The organism is Variovorax beijingensis, assembly GCF_007828835.1.
Classification (GTDB): Bacteria; Pseudomonadota; Gammaproteobacteria; order Burkholderiales; family Burkholderiaceae_C; genus Variovorax; species Variovorax beijingensis_A.
On the sequence record NZ_VIVL01000008.1, the window covers coordinates 277,795 to 303,415 of the forward strand.

The 25,621-nt window shown below is 69.0% G+C and carries 23 protein-coding genes and 1 pseudogene; 12 read left to right on the top strand and 12 right to left on the bottom strand.

Translation table 11 applies throughout. The annotated features are described in order from the left end of the window. Positions 1-12 precede the first annotated feature (12 nt). A complete protein-coding gene (gene sugE / locus FB547_RS23010) occupies positions 13-327 on the top strand; it encodes a quaternary ammonium compound efflux SMR transporter SugE (protein WP_145745953.1) in 315 nt (104 codons plus the stop codon). Between the two features lie 70 nt (positions 328-397). Here sugE and FB547_RS23015 read toward each other — a convergent pair whose 3' ends face one another. The 3 genes from FB547_RS23015 to FB547_RS23025 are packed head-to-tail and all read right to left on the bottom strand — an operon-like array spanning position 398 to position 3,567. Next, complete coding sequence (locus FB547_RS23015) at positions 398-1,384, bottom strand: tripartite tricarboxylate transporter substrate binding protein (RefSeq protein WP_145745954.1); 987 nt, start codon at positions 1,382-1,384, stop codon at positions 398-400. 33 nt (positions 1,385-1,417) lie between these two features. Beyond that, the gene (locus FB547_RS23020; protein ID WP_145745955.1) at positions 1,418-2,623 is read right to left on the bottom strand and encodes a CaiB/BaiF CoA transferase family protein; all 1,206 of its coding nucleotides are present in this window, start codon (positions 2,621-2,623) and stop codon (positions 1,418-1,420) included. Continuing rightward, entirely contained in the window at positions 2,620-3,567 is a 948-nt protein-coding gene (locus FB547_RS23025) for a hydroxymethylglutaryl-CoA lyase (RefSeq protein WP_145745956.1), read from the bottom strand. Before FB547_RS23025 ends, FB547_RS23020 begins: the two co-directional genes overlap by 4 nt. A 98-nt stretch (positions 3,568-3,665) precedes the next feature. Between FB547_RS23025 and FB547_RS23030 the strand changes: the two genes are divergently transcribed. The 3 genes and pseudogenes from FB547_RS23030 to FB547_RS23040 all read left to right on the top strand — a co-directional run bounded on the left by FB547_RS23030 (position 3,666) and on the right by FB547_RS23040 (position 6,308). Continuing rightward, on the top strand, positions 3,666-4,583 hold the full coding sequence (locus tag FB547_RS23030; RefSeq protein WP_145745957.1) for a LysR family transcriptional regulator: 918 nt from the start codon (positions 3,666-3,668) through the stop codon (positions 4,581-4,583). A 121-nt stretch (positions 4,584-4,704) separates the two neighbouring features. Next, a pseudogene (locus tag FB547_RS23035) lies at positions 4,705-5,583 on the top strand (MBL fold metallo-hydrolase); the annotation flags it as partial. Then, complete coding sequence (locus tag FB547_RS23040) at positions 5,577-6,308, top strand: DsbA family protein (RefSeq protein ID WP_145745959.1); 732 nt, start codon at positions 5,577-5,579, stop codon at positions 6,306-6,308. The pseudogene FB547_RS23035 and the gene FB547_RS23040, both read left to right, overlap by 7 nt. Positions 6,309-6,330: 22 nt before the next feature. Here FB547_RS23040 and FB547_RS23045 read toward each other — a convergent pair whose 3' ends face one another. The 7 genes from FB547_RS23045 to FB547_RS23075 all read right to left on the bottom strand — a co-directional run bounded on the left by FB547_RS23045 (position 6,331) and on the right by FB547_RS23075 (position 13,658). Next, a complete protein-coding gene (locus FB547_RS23045; RefSeq protein WP_145745960.1) occupies positions 6,331-8,031 on the bottom strand; it encodes a tannase/feruloyl esterase family alpha/beta hydrolase in 1,701 nt (566 codons plus the stop codon). A gap of 30 nt (positions 8,032-8,061) precedes the next feature. Next, positions 8,062-8,766: an ABC transporter ATP-binding protein gene (locus tag FB547_RS23050; RefSeq protein WP_145745961.1), complete on the bottom strand. Its 705-nt coding sequence runs from the start codon at positions 8,764-8,766 to the stop codon at positions 8,062-8,064. After that, the gene (locus tag FB547_RS23055) at positions 8,759-9,520 is read right to left on the bottom strand and encodes an ABC transporter ATP-binding protein (RefSeq protein ID WP_145745962.1); all 762 of its coding nucleotides are present in this window, start codon (positions 9,518-9,520) and stop codon (positions 8,759-8,761) included. The genes FB547_RS23050 and FB547_RS23055 overlap by 8 nt, the downstream gene beginning before the upstream one ends. Next, on the bottom strand, positions 9,517-10,500 hold the full coding sequence (locus tag FB547_RS23060) for a branched-chain amino acid ABC transporter permease (RefSeq protein ID WP_145745963.1): 984 nt from the start codon (positions 10,498-10,500) through the stop codon (positions 9,517-9,519). The genes FB547_RS23055 and FB547_RS23060 overlap by 4 nt, the downstream gene beginning before the upstream one ends. Beyond that, positions 10,501-11,373: a branched-chain amino acid ABC transporter permease gene (locus tag FB547_RS23065; protein ID WP_145745964.1), complete on the bottom strand. Its 873-nt coding sequence runs from the start codon at positions 11,371-11,373 to the stop codon at positions 10,501-10,503. It lies immediately after the preceding gene. A gap of 135 nt (positions 11,374-11,508) precedes the next feature. After that, complete coding sequence (locus FB547_RS23070) at positions 11,509-12,684, bottom strand: ABC transporter substrate-binding protein (protein ID WP_145745965.1); 1,176 nt, start codon at positions 12,682-12,684, stop codon at positions 11,509-11,511. Between the two features lie 200 nt (positions 12,685-12,884). Further along, a complete protein-coding gene (locus FB547_RS23075) occupies positions 12,885-13,658 on the bottom strand; it encodes a GntR family transcriptional regulator (protein WP_145745966.1) in 774 nt (257 codons plus the stop codon). A gap of 165 nt (positions 13,659-13,823) precedes the next feature. On the opposite strand from FB547_RS23075, the gene FB547_RS23080 reads away from it, so the two are divergent. Genes FB547_RS23080 through FB547_RS23090 form a run of 3 tightly spaced genes read left to right on the top strand, consistent with a single transcriptional unit; the run spans position 13,824 to position 17,051 of the window. Next, a complete protein-coding gene (locus FB547_RS23080) occupies positions 13,824-14,945 on the top strand; it encodes a 5-methyltetrahydropteroyltriglutamate--homocysteine S-methyltransferase (protein WP_145745967.1) in 1,122 nt (373 codons plus the stop codon). Positions 14,946-14,971: 26 nt separating this feature from the next. Beyond that, positions 14,972-15,637, top strand: a complete 666-nt coding sequence (locus tag FB547_RS23085) for a glutathione S-transferase family protein (RefSeq protein ID WP_145745968.1) — start codon at positions 14,972-14,974, stop codon at positions 15,635-15,637. Positions 15,638-15,671: 34 nt separating this feature from the next. Continuing rightward, the gene (locus FB547_RS23090) at positions 15,672-17,051 is read left to right on the top strand and encodes a phospholipase D-like domain-containing protein (protein WP_145745969.1); all 1,380 of its coding nucleotides are present in this window, start codon (positions 15,672-15,674) and stop codon (positions 17,049-17,051) included. Here FB547_RS23090 and FB547_RS23095 read toward each other — a convergent pair. After that, on the bottom strand, positions 17,029-17,754 hold the full coding sequence (locus FB547_RS23095) for a TetR/AcrR family transcriptional regulator (protein ID WP_145745970.1): 726 nt from the start codon (positions 17,752-17,754) through the stop codon (positions 17,029-17,031). The genes FB547_RS23090 and FB547_RS23095 overlap by 23 nt on opposite strands. A gap of 98 nt (positions 17,755-17,852) precedes the next feature. On the opposite strand from FB547_RS23095, the gene FB547_RS23100 reads away from it, so the two are divergent. From FB547_RS23100 to FB547_RS23120, 5 genes are read left to right on the top strand one after another with little or no spacing between them, the layout of a single operon-like run. After that, entirely contained in the window at positions 17,853-18,878 is a 1,026-nt protein-coding gene (locus tag FB547_RS23100; protein WP_145745971.1) for an HlyD family efflux transporter periplasmic adaptor subunit, read from the top strand. Then, positions 18,878-20,659 carry an ATP-binding cassette domain-containing protein gene (locus FB547_RS23105; protein WP_145745972.1) on the top strand — a complete coding sequence of 594 codons (1,782 nt, stop codon included), beginning with the start codon at positions 18,878-18,880 and terminating at the stop codon, positions 20,657-20,659. Before FB547_RS23100 ends, FB547_RS23105 begins: the two co-directional genes overlap by 1 nt. After that, positions 20,656-21,777 (top strand): ABC transporter permease, encoded by a 1,122-nt coding sequence (locus FB547_RS23110; protein ID WP_145745973.1) that lies wholly within the window; start codon positions 20,656-20,658, stop codon positions 21,775-21,777. The genes FB547_RS23105 and FB547_RS23110 overlap by 4 nt, the downstream gene beginning before the upstream one ends. 13 nt (positions 21,778-21,790) lie before the next feature. Beyond that, a complete protein-coding gene (locus tag FB547_RS23115; RefSeq protein ID WP_145745974.1) occupies positions 21,791-22,909 on the top strand; it encodes an ABC transporter permease in 1,119 nt (372 codons plus the stop codon). Between the two features lie 10 nt (positions 22,910-22,919). Beyond that, positions 22,920-24,449, top strand: coding sequence for an efflux transporter outer membrane subunit (locus FB547_RS23120; RefSeq protein WP_145745975.1), 1,530 nt, complete (start codon positions 22,920-22,922; stop codon positions 24,447-24,449). Here FB547_RS23120 and FB547_RS23125 read toward each other — a convergent pair. Then, entirely contained in the window at positions 24,446-25,498 is a 1,053-nt protein-coding gene (locus FB547_RS23125) for an ROK family protein (protein ID WP_145745976.1), read from the bottom strand. The two genes, FB547_RS23120 and FB547_RS23125, sit on opposite strands and share 4 nt — an antisense overlap. Positions 25,499-25,621 lie beyond the last annotated feature (123 nt).

Below are 25,621 nucleotides of genomic sequence, written 5' to 3' on the forward strand. Positions count from 1 at the left end.
CAAGGAGCGTGCATGGCGTGGATCGTTTTGCTGGTGGCGGGCCTGCTCGAAATGGGCTGGGCCATCGGGCTCAAGTACACCGAAGGATTCACGAGGTTCTGGCCTTCCGTCGGCACTGCGATCTCGATGGTGCTCAGCGTGGTGCTGCTGGGCTGGGCAATGCGCTCGCTGCCCGTGGGCACGGCCTACGCGGTGTGGACCGGCATCGGCGCCGTGGGCACGGTGATCCTGGGGATCGTGCTGTTCCAGGAGCCCGCCAATGCCGCGCGGCTGATCTGCGTGGGCCTGATCGTCGCGGGCATCCTCGGGCTCAAGTTGACGAATTGAGCCCAGCCGGTTCCGCGGTGTTCCTGGCCTTGGCCGTGCTTGCTCTCGAGCCGCGGGCTGGCTGCGCAGGCTATTCGAGCACCACGTTCGCCTTCTTCACGAGCGCCGCATAGCGCGCCGCCTCGCTGCGGAAGTAGCTCGCGGCCTGCTCGGGCGAGGTGGGCTTGATGATGTTGCCCTGCTTGTCCATGGCGTCGCGCACCTCGGCGCTCGTGAAGGCCGCGGCCACCGCGTCGTGCACGCGCTGGACGTCGGCGGCCTGCATCTTCGGCGGCCCGATCACCGCGAACCAGCCTTCCACGGCGTAGTTGGGCAGGCCCTGCTCGGCGATGGTCGGAATCTCGGGCGCGGCCGGCGAGCGCGCGGGGCCGCACAGGCCGATGGCGCGCAGCGCACCGCTCTTGAGGTGCGGCAGCACCGCGGGCAGCGCCACCACGCCCATCTCGACCTGGCCCGCGATCATGTCGGTGACCATCGGGCCCGTGCCCTTGTAGGGAATGTGCCGCGCCTTCACGCCGGCCTCGTCCATGAACATTTCGCCGGCCAGATGAATGATGGTGCCGTTGCCCGAAGAGGCGTAGTTGTAGCCCTCGGGCCTGGCGCGCAGCAGTGCGACCAGTTCCTTGACGTTCTTCGCGGGCAGCTTTGGGTTCACCACCAGCACCAGCGGCGTCGCGCCCACCACGCTGATCGGCGTCACATCGTTGATGGCGTCGAAGGGCATCTTCTTGTAGACGGCCGGATTGATGACGTGGTTGTTCGACACCACGCCGAGCGTGAGCCCGTCGGGGGCAGCCTTGACGAGCACCGAGGTGCCGGTGATGCCGCCCGCGCCCGGCAGGTTCTCGATCACCACCGGCTGGCCGAAGGCCTTGCCGAGCGCGACCGAAGCCGCACGCACGATGGCATCCACGCCCGAGCCGGCGCTGATCGGCAGGATGAAGCGGATGGGCTTGTCGGAGCCCTGCGCGAACGCGGGGCATGCCGCCACTGCGGCGGCGCAGGCGCCAAAGCCCAGGACGGCGCGGCGGGTCATCGGAGGAAGGATCGTGTACATGGCTTGTCTCTCTTTGTGGTTTTGGAAAGGCGCTCAGGCGACGGCCGATTCGGCCTGCATCGCGGCCATCTGCGCATCCGCGTAGCCGAGCTCCGCCAGCAGTTCGCGCGTGTGCTCGCCGAGCGTCGGCGGATCGAGGCGCACGCCCAGCCGCTCGCCACCCAGTGTGATCGGGAACAGCGTCGTCTGCGCGGTCTGCCCGGCGCGCTCGCCGTCGGGCAGGCGGATCTCGGCGAGGCCGCCGGTCGCCTTCAGGTGCGGATCCTCGTAGAGGTCTTCGGGCCGCACGATGGGCGCGAACGGCAGGCCGCGCGCCTCGAAGATCGCCGACAGTTCCGCAGCCGAACGGTCGGCCAGGCGCTGGCGCAGGTCCGCCAGCAGCGTGGGCCGCAGGCGCACCCGGTCGTTGTTGGTGCGCAGCGCCGGGTCGGCCTTCAGGTCGTCGAAGCCCAGCGCGTCGCAGAACACCGCCCACTGCGCGTCGCTGACCGCGGCCAGGAAGATCTGCTCGCCATCCTTCACGGTGAATACGTCGTACAGCGCCCAGGCCGAGATGCGCTCGGGCATCGGCGCCGCGGCCTGGCCGGTGATCGCGTATTGCAGCATGTGCTGGCCGACCAGGAACACGTTGTTCTCGAACAGCGCGGATTGCACTTCCTGGCCCTTGCCGGTCTGCGCGCGCTGCATCAGCGCGGCCATGGCGCCGATGGCGCCGAACATGCCGCCCATGATGTCGTTCACGCTGGTGCCCGCGCGCAGCGGGTCGCCGGGACGGCCCGTCATGTAGGCCAGGCCGCCCATCATCTGCACCACCTCGTCGAGCGCGGTGCGGTGGTCGTAGGGGCCGGGCAGGAAGCCCGTGTGGTTCACGTACACCAGCCGCGGGTTGAGCTTGCCGAGCGCGGCGTAGCCGAGGCCGTACTTGTCCATGGTGCCGGGCCTGAAGTTCTGCGCCACCACGTCGGCGGTGGCGCACAGGCGCAGCGCCGCTTCGAGCCCCTGAGGATGGCGCAGGTCGAGCGCGATGCTCTTCTTGTTGCGGTTGAACATCGGGAAGAAGCCGGCGCCCGCGCCCAGCAGGTGCCGCGTGCGGTCGCCATCGATCGGCTCGACCTTGATGACCTCGGCGCCCAGGTCGGCCAGCACCATGCCGCAGGTCGGCCCCATGACCATGTGCGTGAACTCGACCACGCGGATGCCGGTGAGCGGCAGGCGTTTTTCTTCGGCCGCCGTGCTCATGCAGCCACTCCGGCAGTCGCCGCGAAAGTTTTAGGAAAGCCCGCGCGCCACACCGTGCCCTGCAGCGTTTCGCCTTCGAGCCAGCCGGCCACGCGCTGGCGCAGGTCGAGCAGCTTCGGCAGTTGGACGCCGGTCGCGACGCCCATGCTTTCGAGCATGAAGACGAGGTCTTCGGTATCGACGTTGCCACTGGCGCCGGGCGCGTGCGGGCAGCCGCCGATGCCGGCCAGGCAGGCGTCGAAGCGCGCGATGCCGACTTCCAGCGCGGCATACACGTTCGCGAGCCCGAGGCCGCGCGTGTCGTGGAAATGGCCGCACCACAGGCGCTCGCCCGCGATGCGCTGCGCGCGCTCGAACAGGCTGCGGACCATCGCGGGATCGGCATAGCCGACGGTGTCCGCCAGGCCCACGCGGTCGGCGCCCGCGTCGAGCAGCGCCTGCATCAAGCGCAGCACTTCATCCGGCGCCACGTGGCCCTGGATCGTGCAGCCGAACGCAGTGCCCACGCCGCCCTCGATCAAGGTCTTCGAACCCGCGGCGTCGCGCGCGGCGCGGATGCGGGCGACCTCGGCCACCACTTCGTCGGGCGTCTTGCGCAGGTTGGCGAGGCTGTGGGCATGGCTGGCCGACAGCGGCACCATCATGAGATCGGCCTCGCCGGCAATGGCGAGTTCCGCGCCGCGCAGGTTGGGCACCAGCACCGAGGCGACGAGCCCGGGCAGCGTCTTTGCAAAGGCCAGCAGCTCGGCCGTGTCGGCCAGCTGCGGCAGCAGGCGCGCGGGCACGAAGGAGCCGACTTCGATCTCGCGCTGGCCGGCGACATGCGCAGCGCGGATCCATTCGAGCTTCTGGGCGGTGGGCAGGGTTCTGGCAATGCTCTGCAGGCCGTCGCGCAGCCCCACTTCGCGAACGGCCGCGCTGGGCGGCAGGAAGGCGTGAATCAAAACTTGTCTCCGTCGTGAGGGTCGGCGTCGATCTTAGAAGTTCCGATTCGATCCAGAAGGTATATTTTGGAAGCCATTCGATTCCAGAACGGAACACCATGCGAGACCTCGACCTCACCACCCTCCGCCTCTTCGTCGCCGTCTGCGAGACCCGCAGCATCGCGCGCGCGGGCGAGCAGGCCAGCATCGTCGGCTCGGCCATCAGCAAGCGCCTGGCCCAGCTCGAGGACGCCGTCGGCACGCCGCTCTTGCTGCGCAAGCGCCGCGGCGTGGTGCCCACGCCCGCCGGCGAAACGCTGCTCGAGCATGCGCGCGCGATGCTCGGCAGCGCCCACCGCATCGAGCGCGACATGGCGGCCTATGCGGGCGGCGCGCGCGGGCATGTGCGCATCCTGGCTTCGGCCTCGGCGCTGGCCGAATCGCTGGCCGAGGACGTGGCGAACTTCCTGCAGAACCCGGCGCACCGCAACATCCGCGTCGACATGGAAGAGCGCGTCAGCCCCGAGATCGTGCGCGGCATCCGCGAAGGCAGCGCCTCGATCGGCCTGTGCTGGGACGCCGCCGACCTCGATGGGCTGCAGCGGCGCGACTACCGCACCGACCATCTGGCCATCGTGGCGCACCCTTCGCATCCCGCGGCGCGCGACGGCCAGGTGCGCTTCGAGGACGTGCTCGACCATGAGTTCGTCGGTATGCCCGCGCTGAGCGCCGTGCAGCTGATGCTCGCGCGCGAGGCGGCGGTGGCTGGCAAGCCGCTGGTGTACCGCGTGCTGGTGTCCAACTTCGATGCCGCCCTGCGCGTGGTGCGGGCCGGGCTCGCGATCAGCGTGGTGCCGGCCGAAGTGGCCCAGCCCTTTACCGACACCTACGGCCTTCGGCTGATGCCGCTCGCCGATGCCTGGGCTCGCCGCCGCTTCGCCATCTGCTTCCGCGACGAAGCGACGCTCTCGCCGTCGGCGCAACTGCTGGTGGCGCATCTCGAACGGTGCGCCACCGGCCGCGCGGCCGCCGTCTGATTCGATCGAAATGAGAAACTATTCATTGGCAAATACGGGGTTTTTGTTTCCATTCGCGAAACCTAATATTCGGACTGTGCAGGTCGCCATCCCGGCAACCCCGTGCCACCGAAAGACCCGAATGTTCCGCAGAACCCTGCTCTCCACCGCCCTGTCCTTCGCCGTCCTGACGGCCCATGCCGCCGAGCCGCTCAAGCTCGAGGTGTACAACCCCGGCGCCAAGTCGATGTTCCCGGTGTCCTCCGAACTGGTCATGGGCCAGAGCGAGGCCGTGCTGGTCGACGCGCAGTTCCAGCGCAACGACGCCGAGGCGCTGGTGCACAAGATCAAGGCCAGCGGCAAGAAGCTGACCACGGTCTACATCAGCCACAGCGACCCCGACTACTACTTCGGCCTCGACGTGATCCAGGCCGCATTTCCCGACGCGAAGATCGTCGCCACGCCGCAGACCGTGGCCGCGATCCAGGCCTCGAAGGACGGCAAGCTCGCGCACTGGGGCCCGATCCTGAAGGACAACGCGCCCAAGGCGCTGGTCGTGCCCGAGCCGCTGGCCGGCGACAGCATCACGCTCGAGGGCCGCAAGATCCAGGTCGTCGGCCTCGACGGTCCCACGCCCGAACGCAGCTTCGCATGGATTCCCTCGCTCAAGGCGGTGGTCGGCGGCATTCCGGTCTCGGCCAACATCCATGTGTGGGTGGCCGACACGCAGACGCCCGCCTCGCGCCGCGACTGGATCAAGACGCTCGGCCGCATCGAGGCGCTGCACCCGAAGACCGTGGTGCCGGGCCACTACCTTCCGAATCCGGACGGCAGCGCACCCTATGCGCTCGCCGCGGTGAAGTTCACGCGCGCCTACCTGCAGGCCTTCGAGACCGAGGCGAAGAAGGCCAAGGACTCGGCCGCGCTGATCTCCGCGATGAAGAAGCGCTACCCGAAGCTCGAAGGCACCTCGTCGCTCGAACTGGGCGCCAAGGTCATCAAGGGAGAAATGAAATGGCCGCAGTGAACGACGGCAGCACCACGACGCTGCACTACATCTTCGATCCGATGTGCGGCTGGTGCTATGCAGCCGCGCCGCTGGTCGAGGCGGCGCGCGACGTGCCGGGTCTCCGGGTCGCCTTCCACGGCGGCGGCATGATGACCGGCGCCAACCGGCGCGCGATCACGCCGCAGTGGCGCGAGTACGTGATGCCGCACGACCGCCGCATCGCCGAGCTCACGGGCCAGCCCTTCGGCGAGGCGTACTTCGAGGGCCTGCTGCGCGACACCGGCGCGGTGATGGACTCCGAGCCGCCGACCACCGCGGTGCTCGCCGCCGAGGCGCTGCGCGAAGGCGGCGGCCTCGACATGATCCATCGGCTGCAGCGCGCCCACTATGTCGACGGGCGGCGCGTTGCCGATGCAGATGTGCTTGCGGTGTTGGCTGCGGAGCTCGCCTTCGATGCAGGCGCCTTCGCATCGGCCTACTCGCGCCTTGCCGGCGAAGCGACCTTTGAACACATCGCCGCGAGCCGCCAACTGCTGCAGCGCGCGGGCGGCCAGGGCTTTCCGACCTTTGTGCTGGCGCAGGCCGACGGCAGCGCGAGCCGCATCGAGATCGGTCCCTGGCTCGGCCGTACCGAAGAATGGAAGGCGCAGCTCGCCAGGCTCGTGGTGCCCTTGCCCGCAACGGCGACGGCTGGCGCCGGCCCGACCGCATGCGGGCCCGACGGCTGCGCAATCTGAGAGGCTGTTCAGCCCCGCCGCGCTATCTGCTGCACTGGAAACTGGCGGCCTGTGACACGTCGCCGCCGGTGTAGCGCGGCCACAGCGGCCACTCGCACAGCGGGCGCGCACGCACGACCTTGAATGCCGGCTGCACTTCCTGTTCGACCAGCTGCAGCCCGCTCGGTGCACGGCCGCGCTCGACCCAGTCGGCCAGCGCGCCGAGCATGTCGACGTTGGCTGGCGCACCGCTGCCCACATGGTCGACACCGGGCGCGGTATAGAGGCGCATGAAGCGGTCCACGTTGTCGCGGCCCATGCGCGCCACCACCGATTCGTAATAGCGGATGCCGGCGAACGGGCTCTGCGCGTAGTCGGCCATGTGCTCCAGCACGAGCAGCTTGCCGCCGCGTGCGCTGAAGGCGCCGAGATCGGGGTTGGTCGAGTCCATCAACTGCGACACGGCGGCGATGCGCGCGGCGTGGTCTTCGGCGCGGTAGCTGCGCACGTCGAGCGAGGGATTGCGCGCATAGAAATACTGCAGCGCACCGCTGCCGTAGAACCATGCGATGCCGTTGCTCGGCTGCGGCGGCACGGTCGGCGCGCTGGTGCCCGTCCACCATGCATTCCATCCGCCCGTCGACGCGAAAGCCGGCGTCGCCTCGCCGCCGATGCCCCAGCCCGGATACTCGGTGACGCCATGGGCCAGCGGCACGGGCGAGCGCCATGGCGAACGCAGTGTGCGCACCGCCTGCACCTGCGCATCGTTCAGGCAGTTGTCGCCGCTCGTGCCCGCCGCGCAGCGCAGGCTCGCCGGATCGAAGCGCTGCAGGCAGGCCACCGGGTTCGACACGATGCGGTCCGCCGCGCCATCCGCGGCGTCGCACGATGCGAGCACGGCGTTGTGCACCAGCTGCACCTGCGCGGGCCGCAGCCACCCTTCGCCGAAGGTGGCAATGCCGTTGCGCGTGCCGGCGTGCTGAAGCCCCGTCCAGTTGATGACCGGCACGCGGCTGAAGATGCCGTCGAAGTCCTGCGGATAGCGCTGCGCCATGGTGAGCGCTTCGCGCCCGCCTTCGGAGCTGCCCATGAAGTACAGCTTCTGCGGCGCCTGCCCGTAGGCGCGCTGCATCAGCGCCACGGCCACGTCGCGCACCTTCTTGTACGAGGCGTGCGCAAAATTCACCAGCGCCTCGTCGTTGAGCGCAAAAGCCTGCGGCGGCTGGCCCTGCAAGTTCTGATGGCCGGAGTCGGTGCCGTAGGTCACGTAGCCCCGCGCCAGCGGCGTCGGCTGGTCGAAGCGCGCGGCCGGCACCAGCGCAAGGCCGGTGATCAGCGTGCCGTTGAAGCCACCGCCGCCGTACTGCACGCTGCGCCCGTTCCACGCCAGCGGCAGGTTGACCTGGAACAGGATGGGCGGTGCCGCGGCGTCAAGCGGCGCGATGCGCCCGAGCAGTCGGCAATGCGCGGGCGTTGCCGGTGTGATGCGCGCGGCAGGGCTGCCGCCGCGCTCGGCGACGGCGAGCGCGGCAGCAGGAACGAGCGTGGCCGAATCGATCGTTGCCGCGCCGCTGGGCAGGCCGATGGCCGCGGGTGCGACCGGGACGGCGCCAAGGGCTGCACAGGCCGCCGCCGGATCCGCGCCGAGGCCGAGGCTCTTCGGGCCTGTGGTGCCGCAAGCGGCGAGCAATGCGGCGGCCGCCAGCATGGCGCCCCCGCTGAACACTGTCGTCGGGATCGCCATTTGCCTGTCTCCTTGTTGTTCGCCGGGCCGCTAGCGCGCCACGCCCAGCAGCCGGTCCAGCACTTCGGGCTGCGCGCGCAGCGCGGCCGCCTTGTCGGTGTGCACGATGGTCCCGTGGTCGAGCACCACGGCTTCATCGGAAATCGCGAGGATCGCCTGCGGATGCTGCTCCACGATGATCGCGGCCAGACCCTCGTCCTGCGTGATGCGGCGGATGGCGCGCAGCAGCTCTTCCACGATGATCGGCGCCAGCCCTTCGAGCGGTTCGTCGAGCAGCAGCAGCTTCGGGTTGAGCACCAGTGCGCGGCCCACGGCCAGCATCTGCTGCTCGCCGCCCGAGAGCTGCGTGCCGAGGTTGGTCTTGCGCTCGGCCAGGCGCGGAAACATCTCGTAGACGCGCTGCGGGTTCCACTTTCCTGGCCGCTCCACCGCCGTGAGGTTCTCGTGCACCGTGAGCGACTTGAAGATGTTGCGCTCCTGCGGCACCCAGCCGATGCCGGCCGCCGCGCGCTGGTGCGGCGCGAGCTTGTGCAGCGCCAGGCCGCCGAGCGAGATGCTCCCGCCGTGCTGCCGCGTCGCACCCGCCAGCGTGTTGATCAGCGTGGTCTTGCCCGTGCCGTTGCGGCCCAGCAGCGCCAGCGTTTGGCCTTCGCCGAGCGCGAAGGCCACGTCGTGCAGCACCACGGCCTCGCCGTAGCCGGCGCTCAGGTTCTCGATGCGCAGCAGCTCAGACATGAACGGCTTCTCCATGGCCCAGATAGACCTCTTTCACCTTCGGATCGTTGGCGATGGTTTCGGGGTCGCCCTCGGTCAGCAAGGTGCCGTTGACCAGCACCGTCATGCGGTCGGCAAAGCTGAACACCAGGTCCATGTCGTGCTCGATCAGCAGCACCGACACATCGGCCGGCAATGCGGCCACGGTCTGCAGCAGCTCCTCGCGCTCGCCGGCGGGCACGCCCGCCACGGGCTCGTCGAGCAGCAGCACGCGCGGCTCGCAGGCCAGCGCAATCGCGATCTCGAGCAGGCGGCGCTTGCCGTAGGCCATGAACTTCGTCTGCTGCTGCGCCACATCGCCGAGGTGGAACTGCTCCAGCAGCTGTGCCGCGCGTTCCGTCACGGCTTTGCTGGACCCCAGCGGACGCCACCATTGCGAGGCGATGCCCTGGTGCTGCGAGACCACCAGCGCCAATGTTTCCAGCGGCGTCATCGAGTCGAACAGCTGGTTGATCTGGAAGGTGCGCACCAGGCCGCGCGCCACGCGCTTGTGCGGCGCGAGCGCGGTGATGTCTTCGCCGAGCAGCGAGATGCGCCCTTCCGTGGGCACGAGCACGCCCGTCAGCAGGTTGATGAGCGTGGTCTTGCCGGCGCCGTTGGGGCCGATCAGCGCATGGCGCGCGCCGCGCTTGAGTTCCATCGTGACGTTGTTGGTGGCCGTGATGCCGCCGAAGCGCATCACCAGGCCCTCTGTCGAAAGCACGGTCTCGCTCATGCGGCACCGCCCTTCTTCTTGCCGAGCCACGTCCATGGCTTGAGCACGCGGTCGCGCCCCACGAGCACCAGCAGCACCAGCAAGAGGCCGATCCAGAACATCCAGTATTGCGGCGTCACGGCCGAGAGCCAGTTCTGCAGCAGCTTGAAGACGATGGCGCCCGCCACGCCGCCATAGAGCCAGCCCACGCCGCCGATCACCAGCATCAGCAGCACGTCGGCCGAGCGGTCGAAGGCCAGCACGTCGAGCGAGGCAAAGCCCGTGGTCTGCGCCAGCAGCGCGCCCGCGGCACCGGCAATGCCGGCCGCCACGGTGTAGATGACGACGACCCGCGACACCACCGGAATGCCGATGGCCATGGCGCGCAGCCGGTTGTCGCGGATCGCCTTGAGGGTGGCGCCGAAGGGCGAATGCACAATCCGCCGCATCGCCAGGAACAGCAGCAGCATCACCGTCAGCGAATACCAGGCCGCGGTGCGGCCGTAGAGGTCGAACGCGAACAGGCCGAGCACCGGCCCCATCACCACACCCTGCAGGCCGTCGGCGCCGCCGGTGAGCCAGTCGAGCTTGTTGGCGAGTTCGAGCAACAGCAGCGCGGTGCCCAGCGTGACCATCAGCCGCGTCAGGTCGCTGCCGCGCAGGATCGTCACGCTGGCCACCAGGCCGAGCAGGGCCGACAGCGCGGTGGCCACCACCAGCCCCACGGTCGGGTCCGGCATCACGAGCTTGGCGAACAGCGCCGCGGCATAGGCGCCGAAGCCGAAGAAGGCCGCATGGCCGAGCGAGACGATCCCGGTGTAGCCGAGGATCAGGTCGAGCGACATCGCGAACAGCGCGACGATGGCGATCTCGTTGACCAGCAGCGAATGCGAGGGCATGAGGAACGGCAGCGCGAACGCGGCGGCCCACACCACGAACTCGAGCGGGCGCCAGCGCGCCTTGTGCAGCAGGGCCGATTGGTACGTCGAAGGCTCGTTCATTCAGCGGCCTCCCTTGCGCGTGAAGAGGCCCTGGGGCCGCCACATCAGGATCAGGATCATGAGCAGGTAGACGGTGAACGCGCCCATCTTCGGAATGAAGTACTTGCCCGCCACATCGGCAATGCCGAGCAGCAGCGCGGCCGCGAGCGGCCCGGTGATCGACGAGGTGCCGCCGACCGACACCACGATCAGGAAATAGATCATGTACTTGAGCGGGAAGGTCGGATCGAGCCCGAGGATCTCGGCGCCCAATGCACCACCGAGCCCCGCGAGCCCGGAGCCCACCGCGAAGGTCAGCAGGAACACGATGTTGACGTTGATGCCCAGCCCCGCCGCCACGCGCGGATCGTCGACCGCGGCGCGCAGCCGGCTGCCGAACCGCGTCTTCGACAGGATGAGCTGAAGCACCACCGTGAGCACGGCGCACACCGCGATGATGAAGAGGCGGTAGTGGCCCATGCCGAGCAGCAGCGCGCCGTCACCAATCTCGGTACGGCCGCGCAGCCACTCGGGCAGTTGCACGTTCTGCTGCGACGAGCCGACGAAGTAGTCGACCGCTGCCACCGCCATGAAGGCGAGGCCGATGGAGAACAGCACCTGGTCGAGATGCGGCTTGCCGTACATCGGCCGGTAGAGCGTGCGTTCGAGCAGCGCCCCGGCCAGCGCCACCGCGATGAATGCGAGCGGCAGGCAGGCCAGGAACGGCACGCCGAGCTTCTGCATCGCAAACACCGTGAGGTACCCGCCCGCCATGGCGAAGGCGCCGTGCGCGAGGTTGATGAAGTTCATCAGCCCGAGCGTCACAGCCAGCCCCACGGCGAGCACGAAGAGCAGCATGCCGTAGGCGATGCCGTCGAAAAGAATGGTCAACATAAGCTACTCACACGCTTGCCGCGCACGGCGGTCTCTTCGGGAAACACCGCGGAACCGGCTTTGCCGGGCCGCTGGTGTTGCCCCCGGCAGGGGTTGGCGTAGCGACACGAAGTGCGCGCAGACTGGGGGCGAGGCTTACTTCGCCTTGCCCGGATCCTTCACACCCTTGATCACGTCGAACTCGACGTTGTAGAGCTGGCCGTCCTTCTTCTCGACCTTGCGCAGGTACACGTCCTGCACGATGTCGCGCGTCTGCGCATCGATGTAGACCGGGCCGCGCGGGCTCTCGAAGATCTGGCCCTTCATGGCGGCCAGCAGCGCGTCGCCGCCGCCCTGCCCCTTGGTGGCCTTGAGTGCCTCGTAGATCACGCGCATGCCGTCATAGCCGCCCACGGCCATGAAGTTGGGGCGCATCTTCGGGTTGGCCTTCTGGAAGGCCTCGACGAACTTCTTGTTGGCCGGCGACGGATGCGCGGCCGAGTAGTGGTGCGAGGTGACCACGCCCAGCGCGCCCTCGCCCATGTCGTTGAGCTGGTCGTCGTCGGTCACGTCGCCGGTGGCGATCATGCGGATGCCGGCCTTGTCCATGCCGCGCTCGAGGAACTGCTTCATCACGGCCGCGCCGGCGCCCGAGGGCACGAAGACGAACAGCGCGTCGGGCTTGGCGTCGCGCACCTTCTGCAGGAACGGCGCGAAGTCGGGATTGCGCAGCGGCACGCGCAGCTTCTCGATCACCTTGCCGCCGTTGAGCTGAAAACGCTCGCTGAAGAACTTCTCGGCATCGTTGCCTGGGCCGTAGTCGGCCACCAGCGTGACCACCGTCTTCACGCCGTTCTTGGGGGCCCAGTCGCCCATGGCCACCGACACCTGCGGCAGCGTGAAGCTCGAACGCACGATGTAGGGCGAAGCCTCGGTGATGCTCGAGGTGGCCGCCGCCATCACCACCTGCGGCGTCTTCGATTGCGTGGCCAGCGGCGCGGCGGCCAGTGCGGCCGGCGTGACGCCGAAGCCCGCGATCACGTTCACCTTGTCGTTGACGATCAGTTCCTGCGCGAGGCGCTTGGTGACGTCGGGCGTGGCCACGTCGTCCTTGACGATCAGCTCGATCTTCTTGCCCGCGACGGTGTCGCCGTTCTGTGCCATGTACAGCCGGGCCGCCGCTTCGATCTGCCGGCCGGTGGAGGCCTGCTGGCCCGTCATCGGCAGGATCAGGCCGATCTTGAACTTGTTGCTGTCCTGCGCAGTGGCAAGCGACATGGAAAGCGCAAGCGCCGTGAGGCATGCGGTCTGGATGAGAGGGCGTCTTTGCATGAGGTTTTCCTTGGAGGGACGGAATGCGAACCGGGGCTATTTTTCAATACTTTGCAAGATGCGGCAGAGCAGGCAATCACCTACTCCGGCGGTGGCGCTCGCCTTTGTTGCGCGATGAACAAATGAACTGCGCGATGATCGCGCAGCGCGGCAACCGGGCGCGTGCATCCATTGGCGATCGCTTTTCATCGAGGGAGCGCTCAGCCGCGCCGGCGGATCAGCTGCACGCCGGGCAGCGGGCGCTGTTCGGCGGTGGGCGCGCCGTGCAGCGCCTCGCGCAGGTTGCGCCGCGCGATGCGGCTGTGCTCGCGCATCAGCGCCTCGGCGCGCGAGCCTTCGCCGGCCTCGATGGCATCGAGCACCTGCAGGTGCTGGTCCTGCGCGATCACGAGCATGTCGCGCGCCGCGGGCGAATTGGCCTGCACGATGACGAAGCCCGAGGGCGACGCGAACGGCAGGTTGACCACGCGCTCGAGCTGCTGCGCGATGACCGGGCTGGCCGCCATTTCGCACAGCAGCGAGTGGAACTTCTCGTTGTGCGTGACGTAGCGCGAGAAAGCCGCGTCGTCGAGCGCGGGCTCGCGCAGCAGTTCGTCGATGCGCGCCAGGCAGGCGCGCGCCTCGCGCAGCACCACCGGCGCCGCACCGCGCTCGGCCGCAAGCCGCGCCACCAGGCCTTCGAGCGTGCCGCGCAGCTCGATGGCATCGGCCACGTCGCGCTCGGAGAAAGTGCGCACCGCGTAGCCGCCGTTGGGCAGGGCCTCGAGCAGGCCTTCCTGCTCGAGCCGCATAAGCGCGCTGCGCACCGGTGTGCGCGAGACGCCGAGCTGCTCGGCGATGGCCACCTCGGCAATGCGCGCGCCGCCGGGCAGTTCGCCGGCCAGGATCATTTCGCGCAGCCGCAGCTGTGCCTTCACGGCCTGCGAGCCGCCGCCGTCCGCAGGCTCGACGGTTGATGCAGCTGCGGCTTTCATGCGGTGGTGGGCGTTTTCATGAATACTGAATGTATACATACTTCATGCTTCCGCTGCCGATGAAGCGCCAAATCAAGGGTAAATACCGAGCCCGCTGTACACACCGCCGTCCGTTCATGAGGCGATACGATGTCCCATCGTTTTTCAGCCACGACGGAGATCACCATGTCCCAGCACGCCGCCCTGCCCGCCCGCTACGACCACGTAGGCAGTTTCCTGCGCCCCAAATATTTGCTCGAAGCGCGCGAGCAGAAGGCCAAGGGCGACATCACGCCCGAGCAGCTGCGCAAGGTCGAAGACAAGGCCATCACCGAGATCGTCCGGTTCCAGGAAGACATCGGCCTCAAGAGCATCACCGACGGCGAGTTCCGCCGCACCTATTTCCACATCGACTTCCTCGACCAGCTCGGCGGCGTGAAGACCGACATTCCGGTCACCATCCGCCGGCCCGACGGCACCGAGGAACTCGCGCCGCCTGCGATGCGCGTGATCGATAAAGTGCGCCACGTGAAAGACATCCAGCTTGCCGACTTCCAGTACCTGAAGAGCCAGGTCTCGGCCGGCCGCACGCCCAAGGTCACGATTCCCTCGCCGACCATGCTGCACTTCCGCGGCGGCCGCGCCGGCATCAGCAAGGAGGCCTACCCCGAGCTCGATCCGGTGTTCTACGACGACGTGGCCAAGGCCTACGGCGACGAACTGCGCTCGCTGGCTGCCGCAGGCTGCACCTACGTGCAGATGGACGACACCAACCTCGCCTACCTGTGCGACGAGCACATGCGCGAAGCGGCCCGCAAGCGCGGCGACGACCCCAACGAGCTGCCGCACCGCTACGCCGCCTTCATCAACAAGGTGGTGGCGCAGAAGCCGCCGGGCATGCTGCTGGCCATGCACCTGTGCCGCGGCAACTTCAAGAGCACCCATGCCGCAGCCGGCAACTACGAGCCGGTGGCCGAGGCGCTGCTGAAGGAAATGGACCTCGACGCCTACTTCATGGAATACGACGACGCGCGATCGGGCGACTTCAAGCCGCTGCGCTACCTGCCCAAGGGCAAGACGGTGGTACTGGGCCTCGTGACCACCAAGTTCGGCGAGATGGAAGACAAGGACGAGCTCAAGCGCCGCATCGAGGACGCCGCCAAGTACGCGCCGCTCGAGCAGCTCGCGCTGTCGCCGCAGTGCGGCTTCTCGAGCACGGTGCACGGCAACAACATCGCGGTGGAAGCGCAGCGCGCCAAGCTGCGCCTCGTGGTCGAAACGGCGCAGGAGGTCTGGGGCTCGACCTGAGCCGCCTTTCATGGTGAAGTCGGGGCATGAAGACCCAGATCTATTCCGCCCCCCTCAGCATGTTCGGCGCCAAGGTGCAGATCGCCGCACTTGAAAAAGGCCTCGACTTCGAACTGGTGATGGTGCCGTTCACCAAGGACGACACCTACGAGCCCAAGCACCCCGAGGTGCTGCGCGTCAACCCCGTGAAGCAGCAGGTGCCGATCCTGATCGACGGCGAGGTCGAGTTGTTCGACTCGACGCAGATCTTCGAGTACCTCGAAGACCGGTATCCGACCCCTGCGCTGTGGCCCCGGGGCATCGCCGAGCGGGCCCGCGCGCGGCAGCTCGAGCAGAAGTCGGACGAAGTGTTCTTCCCCAACGTGATCCGGCTCTTCGGCCTGCAGCACGACATGCAGAGCGCGCCCGCCGTGGCGGCCTGCGCCGCCTGCGCGCGCTATTACGGGGAAATGGAAGGCCTGCTCGCCTCGCGCGAGTACCTGGCGGGGCCCTACTCCTTCGCCGACATTGCCTTCTACATGGCGCATGTCTTCGCCGACCGCAAGGGCGCCGGCATGACCGATGCCACGCCGCGGCTCGTGGCCTGGCGCGGCCGCGTGGGCGAGCGGCCCGCGGTGCGCGCGGCGGTCGATCCCATGATGCGCTTCCTGGCCTCCGAGGGGCGCGGCGTGCCCGCCTTCCTGCAGCGCTGAGCGGCGCGGACCCGTCCTCGGGCATCATCGCCACATGCCGAATTCCGCATTCGACTGGCTCCCCTCCCCGTCCCAGCATTTCCTCGTCGTCACCTTTGCGCTGCTGGTCTATGTGCTGACCACGCGCGCGCGCCGCGAGCAGCGCGCACCCACCACGGCCATCGCCTGGGTCATGGGGCTGGCGCTGATGCCCTACCTCATCCTGCCGATGTACCTGCTGTTCGGCCAGCGCAAGCTGCGCCCGGCTGGCTCGCCGCGGCCGGTGCGCACGGCCGCGCGCGGGCACTGGGCCGCCGACCTCATCGAGAGCTTCGGCCTGGCGCCGCCCGGGCGCTGCGAGATCCGGCTGCATGCCGACGGCGACGCCGCGCGCGAGGCGCTGTGGCAGGTGATCGACGGCGCGCGCGAGCGCATCGACGTGTGCACCTTCATCATCGGCGACGACGCGCTGGGCCATGCCGTGATCGAACGGCTGGCGCTGCGCGCGCGCGAAGGCATCAAGGTGCGCGTGCTGCTCGACGGCTTCGGCGCGCTGACCCTGCCGCGGCGCCACATCCGGCTGCTGCGCGCGGCCGGCGGCGAGATCGCCGTGTTCCGCCCCTTCTTCAGCCTGCGCCGCATCGGGCCGCGCAACCTGCGCAACCACCGCAAGTTCACCATTGCCGACGACCGCTGGCTGTGGTCGGGCGGGCGCAACCTCGCGGGCGAATACTTCACCGGCAACGACGCGCACCCCGACGCCTGGCACGATCTTTCGTTCGACCTGCGCGGCAGCGTGGCCGCCGCGGCGGCGCGCCAGTTCGACCACGACTGGAGTTCGGTGCGCGGGCGCAAGGCACGCGCCATCACGGCCGCCGACGTGGCAGAGAGCGCGGGCAGCGCCATGGCGCAGTTCCTGCCGAGCGGCCCCGACCAGACCGAGGACACCGCCCATGCGCTCTTGATCGACGCCTGCTTTCGCGCCGAACACCGCGTGCTCGCCGTCACGCCCTACTTCGTGCCCGGCGACGGGCTGCGCGATGCGCTGCGGCTGGCCGCGCGGCGCGGCGTGCAGGTGACTATCGCCATGCCTGCGCGCTCGAACCACCGCCTGGCCGACTTCGTGCGCGCACGCGCCATGCGCGACCTGGCGCGCGCAGGCGTGAGCTTTCGCATGCTGCCCTTCATGGCCCACGCCAAGGCCGTGGTGGTCGACGACGAGCTGGCCATGTGCGGCTCCATCAACCTCGATCTGCGCAGCCTGCTGCTCAACCACGAGGCGGCCGTGGTGTTCTACGGCCCGCGAGAGATCGACTGGCTGGCCGAATGGATCGAGACCATCGCCTCCGCCGGCGAACCCTACCGTGCGCGGCGGCCGGGCCTCGCGCGCGACGTGGCCGAAGGACTGCTGCTCACCGTCGCCTTCCAGCTCTAGCGGGCGCCGCGGCCGCAGCCGTGCCCGCCTCCTTCGCGATGGCATCGAGGCCGGCGAACACGTAGCGCATCAGGTCGTCCGCCAGGCCCTCGGCATCCTTCAGCGCCGGCAGCACCTTGCTGGCCAGGTCCTTGGGGGCCACCGTCATCACGATGCAGGGCAGCACCGCGAACAGCAGGCCGCGCTGCACCGAGGGATGGTCCTCGGGCAGGCCCATGATGCCGCCGATCAGGCCGCGGATCAGCCGGGCCTTGGGCAGCACCGCCTGGCGGATCAGCGCGGGCAGCGCCGGAGAAGGCGACAGCGCCTCGCGCAGCACCACGCGGAACCCCCAGGGCGCCTTGGGCTGGCTGCCCATCTCGACCAGGTGCGTGAGAAACGCGCGCAGCTTCTGCCGCGGATCGCCGGCCTCGCTGGCCAGGCTGACCAGTTCGTCCATGCTCACGAGCTGGCGGTGCGCCTCGATCAGCACGGCCTCGTAGAGCCCGTCGCGGCTGCCGAAGTGGTAGTTGACGGCCGCCATGTTGGTGCCGGCGCGCGTGCAGATTTCCTTGCTGGTGCTCTCGGCGAAGCCGCGCTCGGCGAACAGCTGGCCCGCGGTTTCGAGGATGTGCAGGCGCGTGGTGCTGCCGTCGGTGCGCTGGACGCGCGCCGCGCCCTCGCGCGCAGCGGGGGGTCGGGTGGTGGAAGAGCGTGTCGCCATGCGCCAAGGTTAATCGAATCGAAAAAATACTTCAAATTCAAATTTCAATTTGATAACATCCGGCGAACACCCGTATGGAGGCCGGCAGGAACCCGCCCATGAACAAGAAACCCCTCATTGCCGCGGCCGCCGTGGCGCTGGCCGCCGCGGCCGGCGGCTGGTGGTACTTCAGCCGCTCGGCCGCGCCGTCCGACCAGCTCGTGCTGTACGGCAACGTCGACGTGCGCCAGGTCTCGCTCGCCTTCAACGCCAGCGAGCGCGTGGCCGAACTCACCGTGCGCGAAGGCGACCATGTGCGCGCCGGCCAGGTATTGGGCCGGCTCGACACGCGCTCGCTCGTGCTGCGCGTGGCGCAGTCGCAGGCGCGCATCGGCGTGCAGGAGCAGGCGCTGCTGCGCCTGAAGACCGGCAGCCGCCCCGAGGAACTGGCGCAGGCCGGCGCCCGGGTGGCCGCGGCGCAAGCCGATGCCGACCTGGCGCAGCAGCAGCTCGCACGCCTGCAGTCCATCGGCCAGACCACCGCCGGACGTGCCGTGAGCCAGCAGGACCTCGACAGCGCGCAGGCCCGCCGCAAGGTGGCGCTCGCGCAGCTGGACAACGCGCGCAAGGCGCAGCAGCTGGCAGTGGCCGGCCCGCGCAAGGAAGACATCGCGCAGGCGCAGGCCCAGCTCGAATCCGCGCGCGCCGACCTCGCGCTCATGAACCACCAGCTGGCCGAAGCCGAACTCAAGTCGCCCATCGACGCCGTGGTGCGCGCCCGCCTGCTCGAGCCCGGCGACATGGCTTCGCCGCAGCGCCCGGCCTTCACGCTGGCCATCACCGATCCCAAGTGGGTGCGCGCCTATGTGGCCGAACCCGACCTCGGCCGCGTGCGGTCCGGCCAGCCGGCCAGCGTGACGACCGACAGCCAGCCCGGCCAGCCGATCGCGGGCAAGGTGGGCTACATCTCGTCGGTGGCCGAGTTCACGCCCAAGACGGTGCAGACCGAGGAGCTGCGCAGCAGCCTGGTCTACGAGATCCGCGTGATGGTCGACGACAAGGAAGACCGGCTGCGGCTCGGCATGCCGGCGACCGTGCGGCTGCAGCTCGCTTCCTCCTCCTCCACCGCCAGCGGCAAACCCTGATGCACGACGCCGGGCCCGCCGTGGCCGCACGCTCCCTGCACAAGCGCTTCGTGGCCAAGGGCTCGAAGCAGGTGGTGCGCGCGCTCGACGACGTGTCGCTCGAAGTGCCCACCGGCTCGCTCACGGCGCTGGTCGGACCCGACGGCGCCGGCAAGACCACGCTGCTGCGGCTCATGGCCGGCCTGATGCGCGCCGACGAAGGCGAACTGCGCGTGCTCGGCATCGACGTGTCGGCCGATCCGCAGGCGGTGCAGGACCGCATCAGCTACATGCCCCAGCGCTTCGGCCTCTACGACGACCTGAGCGTGCAGGAGAACCTCGACCTCTATGCCGACCTGCATGGCGTCCTGGCCGGCCAGCGCCGCCAACGCTATGCGCGGCTGATGGAAATGACCGACCTCGGCCGCTTCACCGGCCGCCCCGCAGGCAAGCTCTCGGGCGGCATGAAGCAGAAGCTCGGCCTCGCCTGCACGCTGGTGCGCTCGCCCGACCTGCTGCTGCTCGACGAGCCCACCGTGGGCGTCGACCCACTCTCGCGGCGCGAGCTCTGGCAGATCGTGCAGCAGCTGGTCGACGAGGAAAAGCTCTCGGTGATCGTGAGCACCGCGTACCTCGACGAGGCCGAGCGCTGCCGCCATGTGTTCGTGCTGCAGGAGGGCCGGCTGATTGCGCAAGGCACGCCGGATGAGATCCGCGGCCATGCCGAGGGCACCTGCTTCGTCGTGGCGCCGCCGGAGGGCGAGGCACCGCGCCTGATGCAGGCGCGCCTGCTCGATGCGCGGCAGCAGATCGTCGATGCCGTGCCGCAGGGCGGCGAGGTGCACTTCATCCGCCGCCCGTACGCGGACGACGCGGCACTCGAAAAGCTGCTGGCCGGCGCGCGCGCCGAGCCCGTGCCGCCGCGGCTCGAAGACGGCTTCATGACGCTGCTGCACACCCGGCAGGCGGCCGATACGAACATGGCCTCATCGGCGGCAAGCGAAGGGCTTGCACCGGCCGAAGGCGAACCCGGCGAAGTGGTCATCGAGGTGAAGGACCTGGTGCGCCGCTTCGGCGACTTCGTGGCCGTGGCCAGCACCAGCTTCTCGGTGCGGCGCGGCGAGATCTTCGGCCTGCTCGGACCCAATGGCGCCGGCAAGACCACCACCTTCCGCATGCTCTGCGGCCTCCTGCCCGCGAGCGGCGGCCAGCTGCGCGTGGCGGGTGTCGACCTGCGCCATGCGCGCGCGCAGGCCCGCCAGCGCATCGGCTACGTCTCGCAGAAGTTCGCGCTCTACGGCAACCTCACGGTGCGCGAGAACCTCTCGTTCTTCGGCGGCGCCTACGGCCTGCGCGGGCAGAAGCTGCAGGTGCGCATGGACACGGTGCTGCGGCAGTTCGGCCTCGAGCGCGAACTCGACGCGCCCAGCGGACAGCTGCCCGGCGGCTACAGGCAGCGCCTGGCCATGGCCACGGGCCTGCTGCACGAGCCCGAGATCCTGTTCCTCGACGAGCCCACCAGCGGCGCCGATCCGCTCGCGCGCCGCGAGTTCTGGCGCCGCATCACGGCGCTGGCCGAAGGCGGCACCACCGTCGTCATCACCACCCACTTCATGGAAGAAGCCGAGTACTGCGACCGCATCGTGATCCAGGACGCCGGCAAGGTGCTGGCCATCGGCACGCCGCGCGAGGTGCGCACGCAGGCGCTCGACGGTGAAGACCGCGACAGGCGCATCGACATGGAGCAGGCCTTCATCGGCATCGTCGAGAAGGCGCGGCAGGAAGAAAGGAGGCAGCCATGAGCGGCTTCGGCACCCGGCTCGTCTCCCTCACGCGCAAGGAGTTCCGCCAGTTGCTGCGCGACCGCAGCAACCTGGCCATCGGCATCCTGCTGCCGATGGTGCTGATCCTGATCTTCGGCTACGGCATGTCGCTCGACGTGAAGAACGCGCCGGTGGCCGTGGTGCTTGAAGATTCTTCGCCCACCGCGCACGAGGCCATTGCGGGCCTGCAGCTCTCGCCCACCATCGCGCCCGTGCTGCTGGGCTCGATGCACGATGCCGAGGCGCTGATGCGCGAGCGCAAGGTCGACGGCATCGTGCGCGTGCCCGCCGACTTCTCCCGCGCGCTGGCCGCGGGCAATGCGCGCGTGCAGCTCATCGTGCATGGCGCCGACGCCGGGCGCGCGACCATCATCCAGGCCTACGTGAGCAGCGCGCTCGCGCAATCGGCCCTGCGCCAGGCCGACCGCGGTGCGGCAGCGCCTTTCGCCGGCCTCGTGACCGTCGAGCAGCGCATGTGGTTCAACGCCGCGAACACCAGCACCTGGTACCTGGTGCCGGGACTCATCGTGCTCATCATGACGCTGATCGGCGCGTTCCTCACCGCGCTGGTGATGGCCCGCGAATGGGAGCGCGGCACGCTCGAGGCGCTGTTCGTCACGCCGGTGCGGCCGGTGGAAATACTGCTGGCCAAGATCATTCCGTATTTCGCGGTCGGCATGCTGGGCCTCGCGCTGTGCCTCCTGGCCGCGCGCTTCCTGTTCGCGGTGCCGATGGTCGGCTCGCTGTTCGCGGTGGTGCTCAGCTCCATGCTCTACCTGGTCGTGGCCGTGAGCCTGGGGCTGGTGATCTCGTCGGTCACGCGCAACCAGTTTCTCGCGAGCCAGGTGGCGCTGATCGCCACCTTCATGCCTTCGATGATGTTGTCGGGCTTTTTGTTCGACCTGCGCAACGTGCCCACCGCCGTGCGCGTGATCGGGCATGTGCTGCCGGCCACCTACTTCATGGACCTGATCAAGACGCTGTTCCTCGCGGGCGACGTCTGGCCGCTGATCTGGCGCAACTGCGCGGTCCTCGCGGCCTATGCGGTGGGCCTGCTGCTGCTTGCCCGCGTGGTCACGCGCAAGAGCCTGGATTGAAGGGGCGCCTTCCATGATCGACTTCCTGCTGCGCATCGCCAACCTCTGCAAGAAGGAGCTGCTCGCCATCTTCAAGGATCCGGCAAGCCGCGTGATCCTGTTCGTTCCGGCCATCATGCAGAGCCTCATCTTCGGCTACGCCGCCACCTACGACCTCTCGAACGTGCCCTATGCGCTGCTCGACCAGAGCCGCACCGGTGCATCGACCGAGCTCATCGCGCACCTCGACAGCACCGGCGTCTTCCATCGCGTGGCCACGCTGCGCACGCAGGCCGACATCCGCGAGGTGATCGATACCGAGAAGGCGCTGCTCGTGATCCAGATCGCGCCGAACTTCGAGCAGCGGCTCAGCGGGGGCCAGCCTGCGGCCATCCAGCTGATCCTGGATGCGCGCAACTCCAACACCGCGGGCTCTGCGGCCGGCTACGTGGGCGCGGTGGTCGAACGCTACAACGCCGAGCTGCGCACGCGCGCCGGCGCGCCGCCGGTTCCGCTCACCATCGAATCGCGCGCCTGGTTCAACCCCAACCTCGAAACGCGGTGGAACCTACTGCCCGGCCTGATCGCCGCGCTCAGCATGCTGCAGACGCTGCTGCTCACCGCGCTTTCGGTGGCGCGGGAGCGCGAGCAAGGCACCTTCGACCAGCTGCTGGTCACGCCGATGTCGCCGCTCGAGATCATGATCGGCAAGGCGCTGCCGCCGGTGCTGGTGGGCCTTGCGCAGTCGACGCTGATCCTGCTGGTGGCGCTGCTCTGGTTCGGCATTCCGATGGCGGGCTCGCTCATCACGCTCTACACCGGGCTGGTCTTCTTCACGGTGGCCAGCGTGGGCATCGGCCTGTCGATCTCGGCGGTGTCGGCCAACATGCAGCAGGCCATGCTCTACACCTTCGTGCTGCTGATGCCGATGATGCTGCTCTCCGGCCTGACCACGCCGGTGCGCAACATGCCGCAGGTGCTGCAGCTGATCACCATGGCCAACCCGCTGCGCTTCGCGATCGACCTGGCGCAGCGCGTCTACCTCGAGGGCGTGGGCCTGGCCGCGGTGTGGCACAACCTGATTCCGCTGTCGATCATCGCCATCGTCACGCTGCCGCTGGCGGCCTGGCTGTTTCGCCATCGTCTGGTCTAGGGAGCACCCCATGCCCGCATCGCGCATCCTCTTTGCATATTCCACGCTTGTGCTTCTTCTGGGCGGTTGCGCCGTGGGGCCCGACCACCGGCCCGCGCAGGTGCAGGCACCCGCCGACTGGTCCGCATGGCACGGCGGCTCGGCGGCGCTGCTCGGCGCCGAGCGCACGGCCGTGCCGGCAGGCATTGCATCCGGCGACTGGAAGGCCTTCGGCGATCCGCTGCTCGACCGCCTGCAGGCGCGCGCGCTGGCCGCCAACCATGACCTGCAGACCGCCGCGCTGCGCTTTGCGCAAAGCCGCGTGCAACGCACCGCGGCGGCGGCGCAGCAGGCACCGCAGCTCAATGCCAGCGGCAGCATCAACCGGCAGCGCCAGAGCGAGAGCGGCGCCGCCACGCGGATGATCGATGCGCTGGGCTCGTCGGTCGCCAACCGCGACCAGCTGATCCGCACGCTCAGCGAGCCCTACAACCTCTACCAGGCCGGTTTCGATGCCTCCTGGGAAATCGACCTCTGGGGCCGCGTGCGGCGCAGCATCGAGGCCGCCAATGCGGATGCCGGCGCCTCGGCCGCGCTGCTGCGGCAGGCGCAGCTCAGCGTGCAGGCCGAGGTGGCGCGCAGCTACTTCGAACTGCGCGGCGCGCAGCGCGAATTGCGCGTAGCGCGCGCCGACATCGCGGCCGCGGTCGAATCGCTCGAACTGGTGCAGGCGCGTGCCGACGGCGGCCTGGTCACCGACCTGGACCCGACGCGCCAGCGCACGCAGCTGGCCGAGTTGCGCGCGCGCATTCCGGTGCTGCTGCAGCAGGAGGCCCAGGCCATGAACCAGATCACGCTGCTGGCCGGTGCATCGCCCGGCACGCTGAACGCCGAACTCGCGCTGCCTTCCGAGGGCGCGAGCAATCCGCTCGAAGCGCTGCAGGCGCCGCCTCTGCCCGAGCTGGCACTGGGCCTGCCCGGCGACGTGGCGCGCCGGCGCCCCGACATCGCCGCAGCCGAAGCCCAGCTGCATGCCGCCACCGCGCGCATCGGCGTGGCGGTGGCCGACCTCTATCCGCGCGTCACGCTCGGCGCGGGCTTCGGCTACGAGTCGGCCGGCAGCGAGCGCTTCGGCGAATGGGGCAGCCGCCAATGGCATGTCGGCCCGTCGATCAGCTTGCCGATCTTCGACAACGGCCGGCGCCGCAGCACGGTGAACCTGCGCGAGCTGCAGCAGCAGGAAGCCGCGGTGGCCTTCCAGCAGGCCGTGCTCAAGGCCTGGCACGAGATCGATTCGGCGCTGAGCGCCTACGCCGCCGAACGCCAGCGCCATGCCGAGCTGGCCGAGCGCGAACGCAGCAGCCGCGACGCGCTCACGCTCGCGCATGCGCGCTATGCCAACGGGCTCACGGATTTCGGCGTCGAACTCGATGCGCGCCGCGCCCTGCTGCAGGCGCGGCGCGACCAGGTGCAGAGCACGAGCCGCATGGCGGTGGGCATGGTGGCGGTCTACAAGGCGCTCGGCGGCGGCATGCCGCCAGCACCGAATGCACCTGGCTAGAAGGTATTGGTGAAGCTTGCGTTGCCAAGGCCGGTGCCGATGGTCAGCACGCCCCAATGGCAGACGTCGCGCATGAAGGGCAGTTCGCTCAGCCCCTGCACCACCGCGTCGTTGTGCATCAGGATCAGCGTGGGGCCCGAGCCGATCATCGGCATGCGGCGCCACAGCGCGCTCGGCAGGTGGAACGCGCGGCTTTCCCAATCGCCCGGCAGGTTCTGCGTGCCGCGCTCGATCGAGCCGTCCTTGCGGATCAGCCCGGGACAGGCAATGCCGATGAAGGGTGCCAGGCGGATGTGCTTGCGCTCGCAGTAGCGCACCATGTCCTCGAGCATGGCCGCGATGCGCTCGACCATGTCGGTGCGGTTCGGATCGTCGTCCGCATGCCGCCATTTTTCGCGCCGCACCACCTTGGCCAGCGACAGGTCGCGCGCCTTGCGCCGCCGCGTCTTCACGATGCCGCAGCGCACGTTGGTGCCGCCGATGTCCACCGCCAGGATGGCGTCGTGCTTCTTCAGCATGGCCGGCGGCGCCAGGTGCACCCAGCCGATCAGGCCGCCGTCGTCGACCTCGTGCGACAGGCGCCCGAGCTGGACGTGCACGCCCAGCTCTTCGAGGATGGCGGCGGTCTGCAGGATGGCGCGCTCGCCCACGTCGCTTTCGGTGAAGCCGCCGCCCACCACGATGCGCTCCACCTTCTTCCATGAGGGCTGGCGCGTGAAGCGCTGGATCACGAAGGCCAGTTCCTCGGCAAATTCCTCGATGGCACCATGCATCAGGTCGCCGGCTGCCGATGTCTTCAGCAGCACGCGGTCGAGTTGCTTCTTGCTGAGGTCGCGCGAGTGTGCCTTGCCCAATGGATCGGTGCCGGCCTTGCGGCGGCGCTTCCGCCAGCGTTCGAGCAGTTCCCTGAAGGCCGTCTGGCTGGCCTGGTCGCCGACGAAGCCGTCCTTGTCGCGCAGCTGCAGGCTGTAGCCCTCGACCCTGAGGCCCGGCAGCTCGCGCAGGCCGTGGACGTCGGGGCCGGGCAGCAGTGGAGGTCTCTTCTTCATGGCAGCCACTATGGGTGCGATGGCGTCGACGACGCATCGGTAGCCCGCACCAGGGTTTGTAGGAGATTGGCGGGTACGCCGGCCAGGGCCTGTTAACGCTATTTCTGGGGGTCGCGAAGGCCA

Excerpts from the sequence above, each read along its gene's own strand:
- sugE (WP_145745953.1), top strand. The coding sequence starts at position 13 with ATGGCGTGGATCGTTTTGCTGGTGGCGGGCCTGCTCGAAATGGGCTGG.
- FB547_RS23015 (WP_145745954.1), bottom strand. The coding sequence starts at position 1,384 with ATGTACACGATCCTTCCTCCGATGACCCGCCGCGCCGTCCTGGGCTTT.
- FB547_RS23020 (WP_145745955.1), bottom strand. The coding sequence starts at position 2,623 with ATGAGCACGGCGGCCGAAGAAAAACGCCTGCCGCTCACCGGCATCCGC.
- FB547_RS23030 (WP_145745957.1), top strand. The coding sequence starts at position 3,666 with ATGCGAGACCTCGACCTCACCACCCTCCGCCTCTTCGTCGCCGTCTGC.
- FB547_RS23040 (WP_145745959.1), top strand. The coding sequence starts at position 5,577 with ATGGCCGCAGTGAACGACGGCAGCACCACGACGCTGCACTACATCTTC.
- FB547_RS23045 (WP_145745960.1), bottom strand. The coding sequence starts at position 8,031 with ATGGCGATCCCGACGACAGTGTTCAGCGGGGGCGCCATGCTGGCGGCC.
- FB547_RS23050 (WP_145745961.1), bottom strand. The coding sequence starts at position 8,766 with ATGTCTGAGCTGCTGCGCATCGAGAACCTGAGCGCCGGCTACGGCGAG.
- FB547_RS23055 (WP_145745962.1), bottom strand. The coding sequence starts at position 9,520 with ATGAGCGAGACCGTGCTTTCGACAGAGGGCCTGGTGATGCGCTTCGGC.
- FB547_RS23060 (WP_145745963.1), bottom strand. The coding sequence starts at position 10,500 with ATGAACGAGCCTTCGACGTACCAATCGGCCCTGCTGCACAAGGCGCGC.
- FB547_RS23065 (WP_145745964.1), bottom strand. The coding sequence starts at position 11,373 with ATGTTGACCATTCTTTTCGACGGCATCGCCTACGGCATGCTGCTCTTC.
- FB547_RS23070 (WP_145745965.1), bottom strand. The coding sequence starts at position 12,684 with ATGCAAAGACGCCCTCTCATCCAGACCGCATGCCTCACGGCGCTTGCG.
- FB547_RS23075 (WP_145745966.1), bottom strand. The coding sequence starts at position 13,658 with ATGAAAGCCGCAGCTGCATCAACCGTCGAGCCTGCGGACGGCGGCGGC.
- FB547_RS23080 (WP_145745967.1), top strand. The coding sequence starts at position 13,824 with ATGTCCCAGCACGCCGCCCTGCCCGCCCGCTACGACCACGTAGGCAGT.
- FB547_RS23085 (WP_145745968.1), top strand. The coding sequence starts at position 14,972 with ATGAAGACCCAGATCTATTCCGCCCCCCTCAGCATGTTCGGCGCCAAG.
- FB547_RS23090 (WP_145745969.1), top strand. The coding sequence starts at position 15,672 with ATGCCGAATTCCGCATTCGACTGGCTCCCCTCCCCGTCCCAGCATTTC.
- FB547_RS23095 (WP_145745970.1), bottom strand. The coding sequence starts at position 17,754 with ATGGCGACACGCTCTTCCACCACCCGACCCCCCGCTGCGCGCGAGGGC.
- FB547_RS23100 (WP_145745971.1), top strand. The coding sequence starts at position 17,853 with ATGAACAAGAAACCCCTCATTGCCGCGGCCGCCGTGGCGCTGGCCGCC.
- FB547_RS23105 (WP_145745972.1), top strand. The coding sequence starts at position 18,878 with ATGCACGACGCCGGGCCCGCCGTGGCCGCACGCTCCCTGCACAAGCGC.
- FB547_RS23110 (WP_145745973.1), top strand. The coding sequence starts at position 20,656 with ATGAGCGGCTTCGGCACCCGGCTCGTCTCCCTCACGCGCAAGGAGTTC.
- FB547_RS23115 (WP_145745974.1), top strand. The coding sequence starts at position 21,791 with ATGATCGACTTCCTGCTGCGCATCGCCAACCTCTGCAAGAAGGAGCTG.
- FB547_RS23120 (WP_145745975.1), top strand. The coding sequence starts at position 22,920 with ATGCCCGCATCGCGCATCCTCTTTGCATATTCCACGCTTGTGCTTCTT.
- FB547_RS23125 (WP_145745976.1), bottom strand. The coding sequence starts at position 25,498 with ATGAAGAAGAGACCTCCACTGCTGCCCGGCCCCGACGTCCACGGCCTG.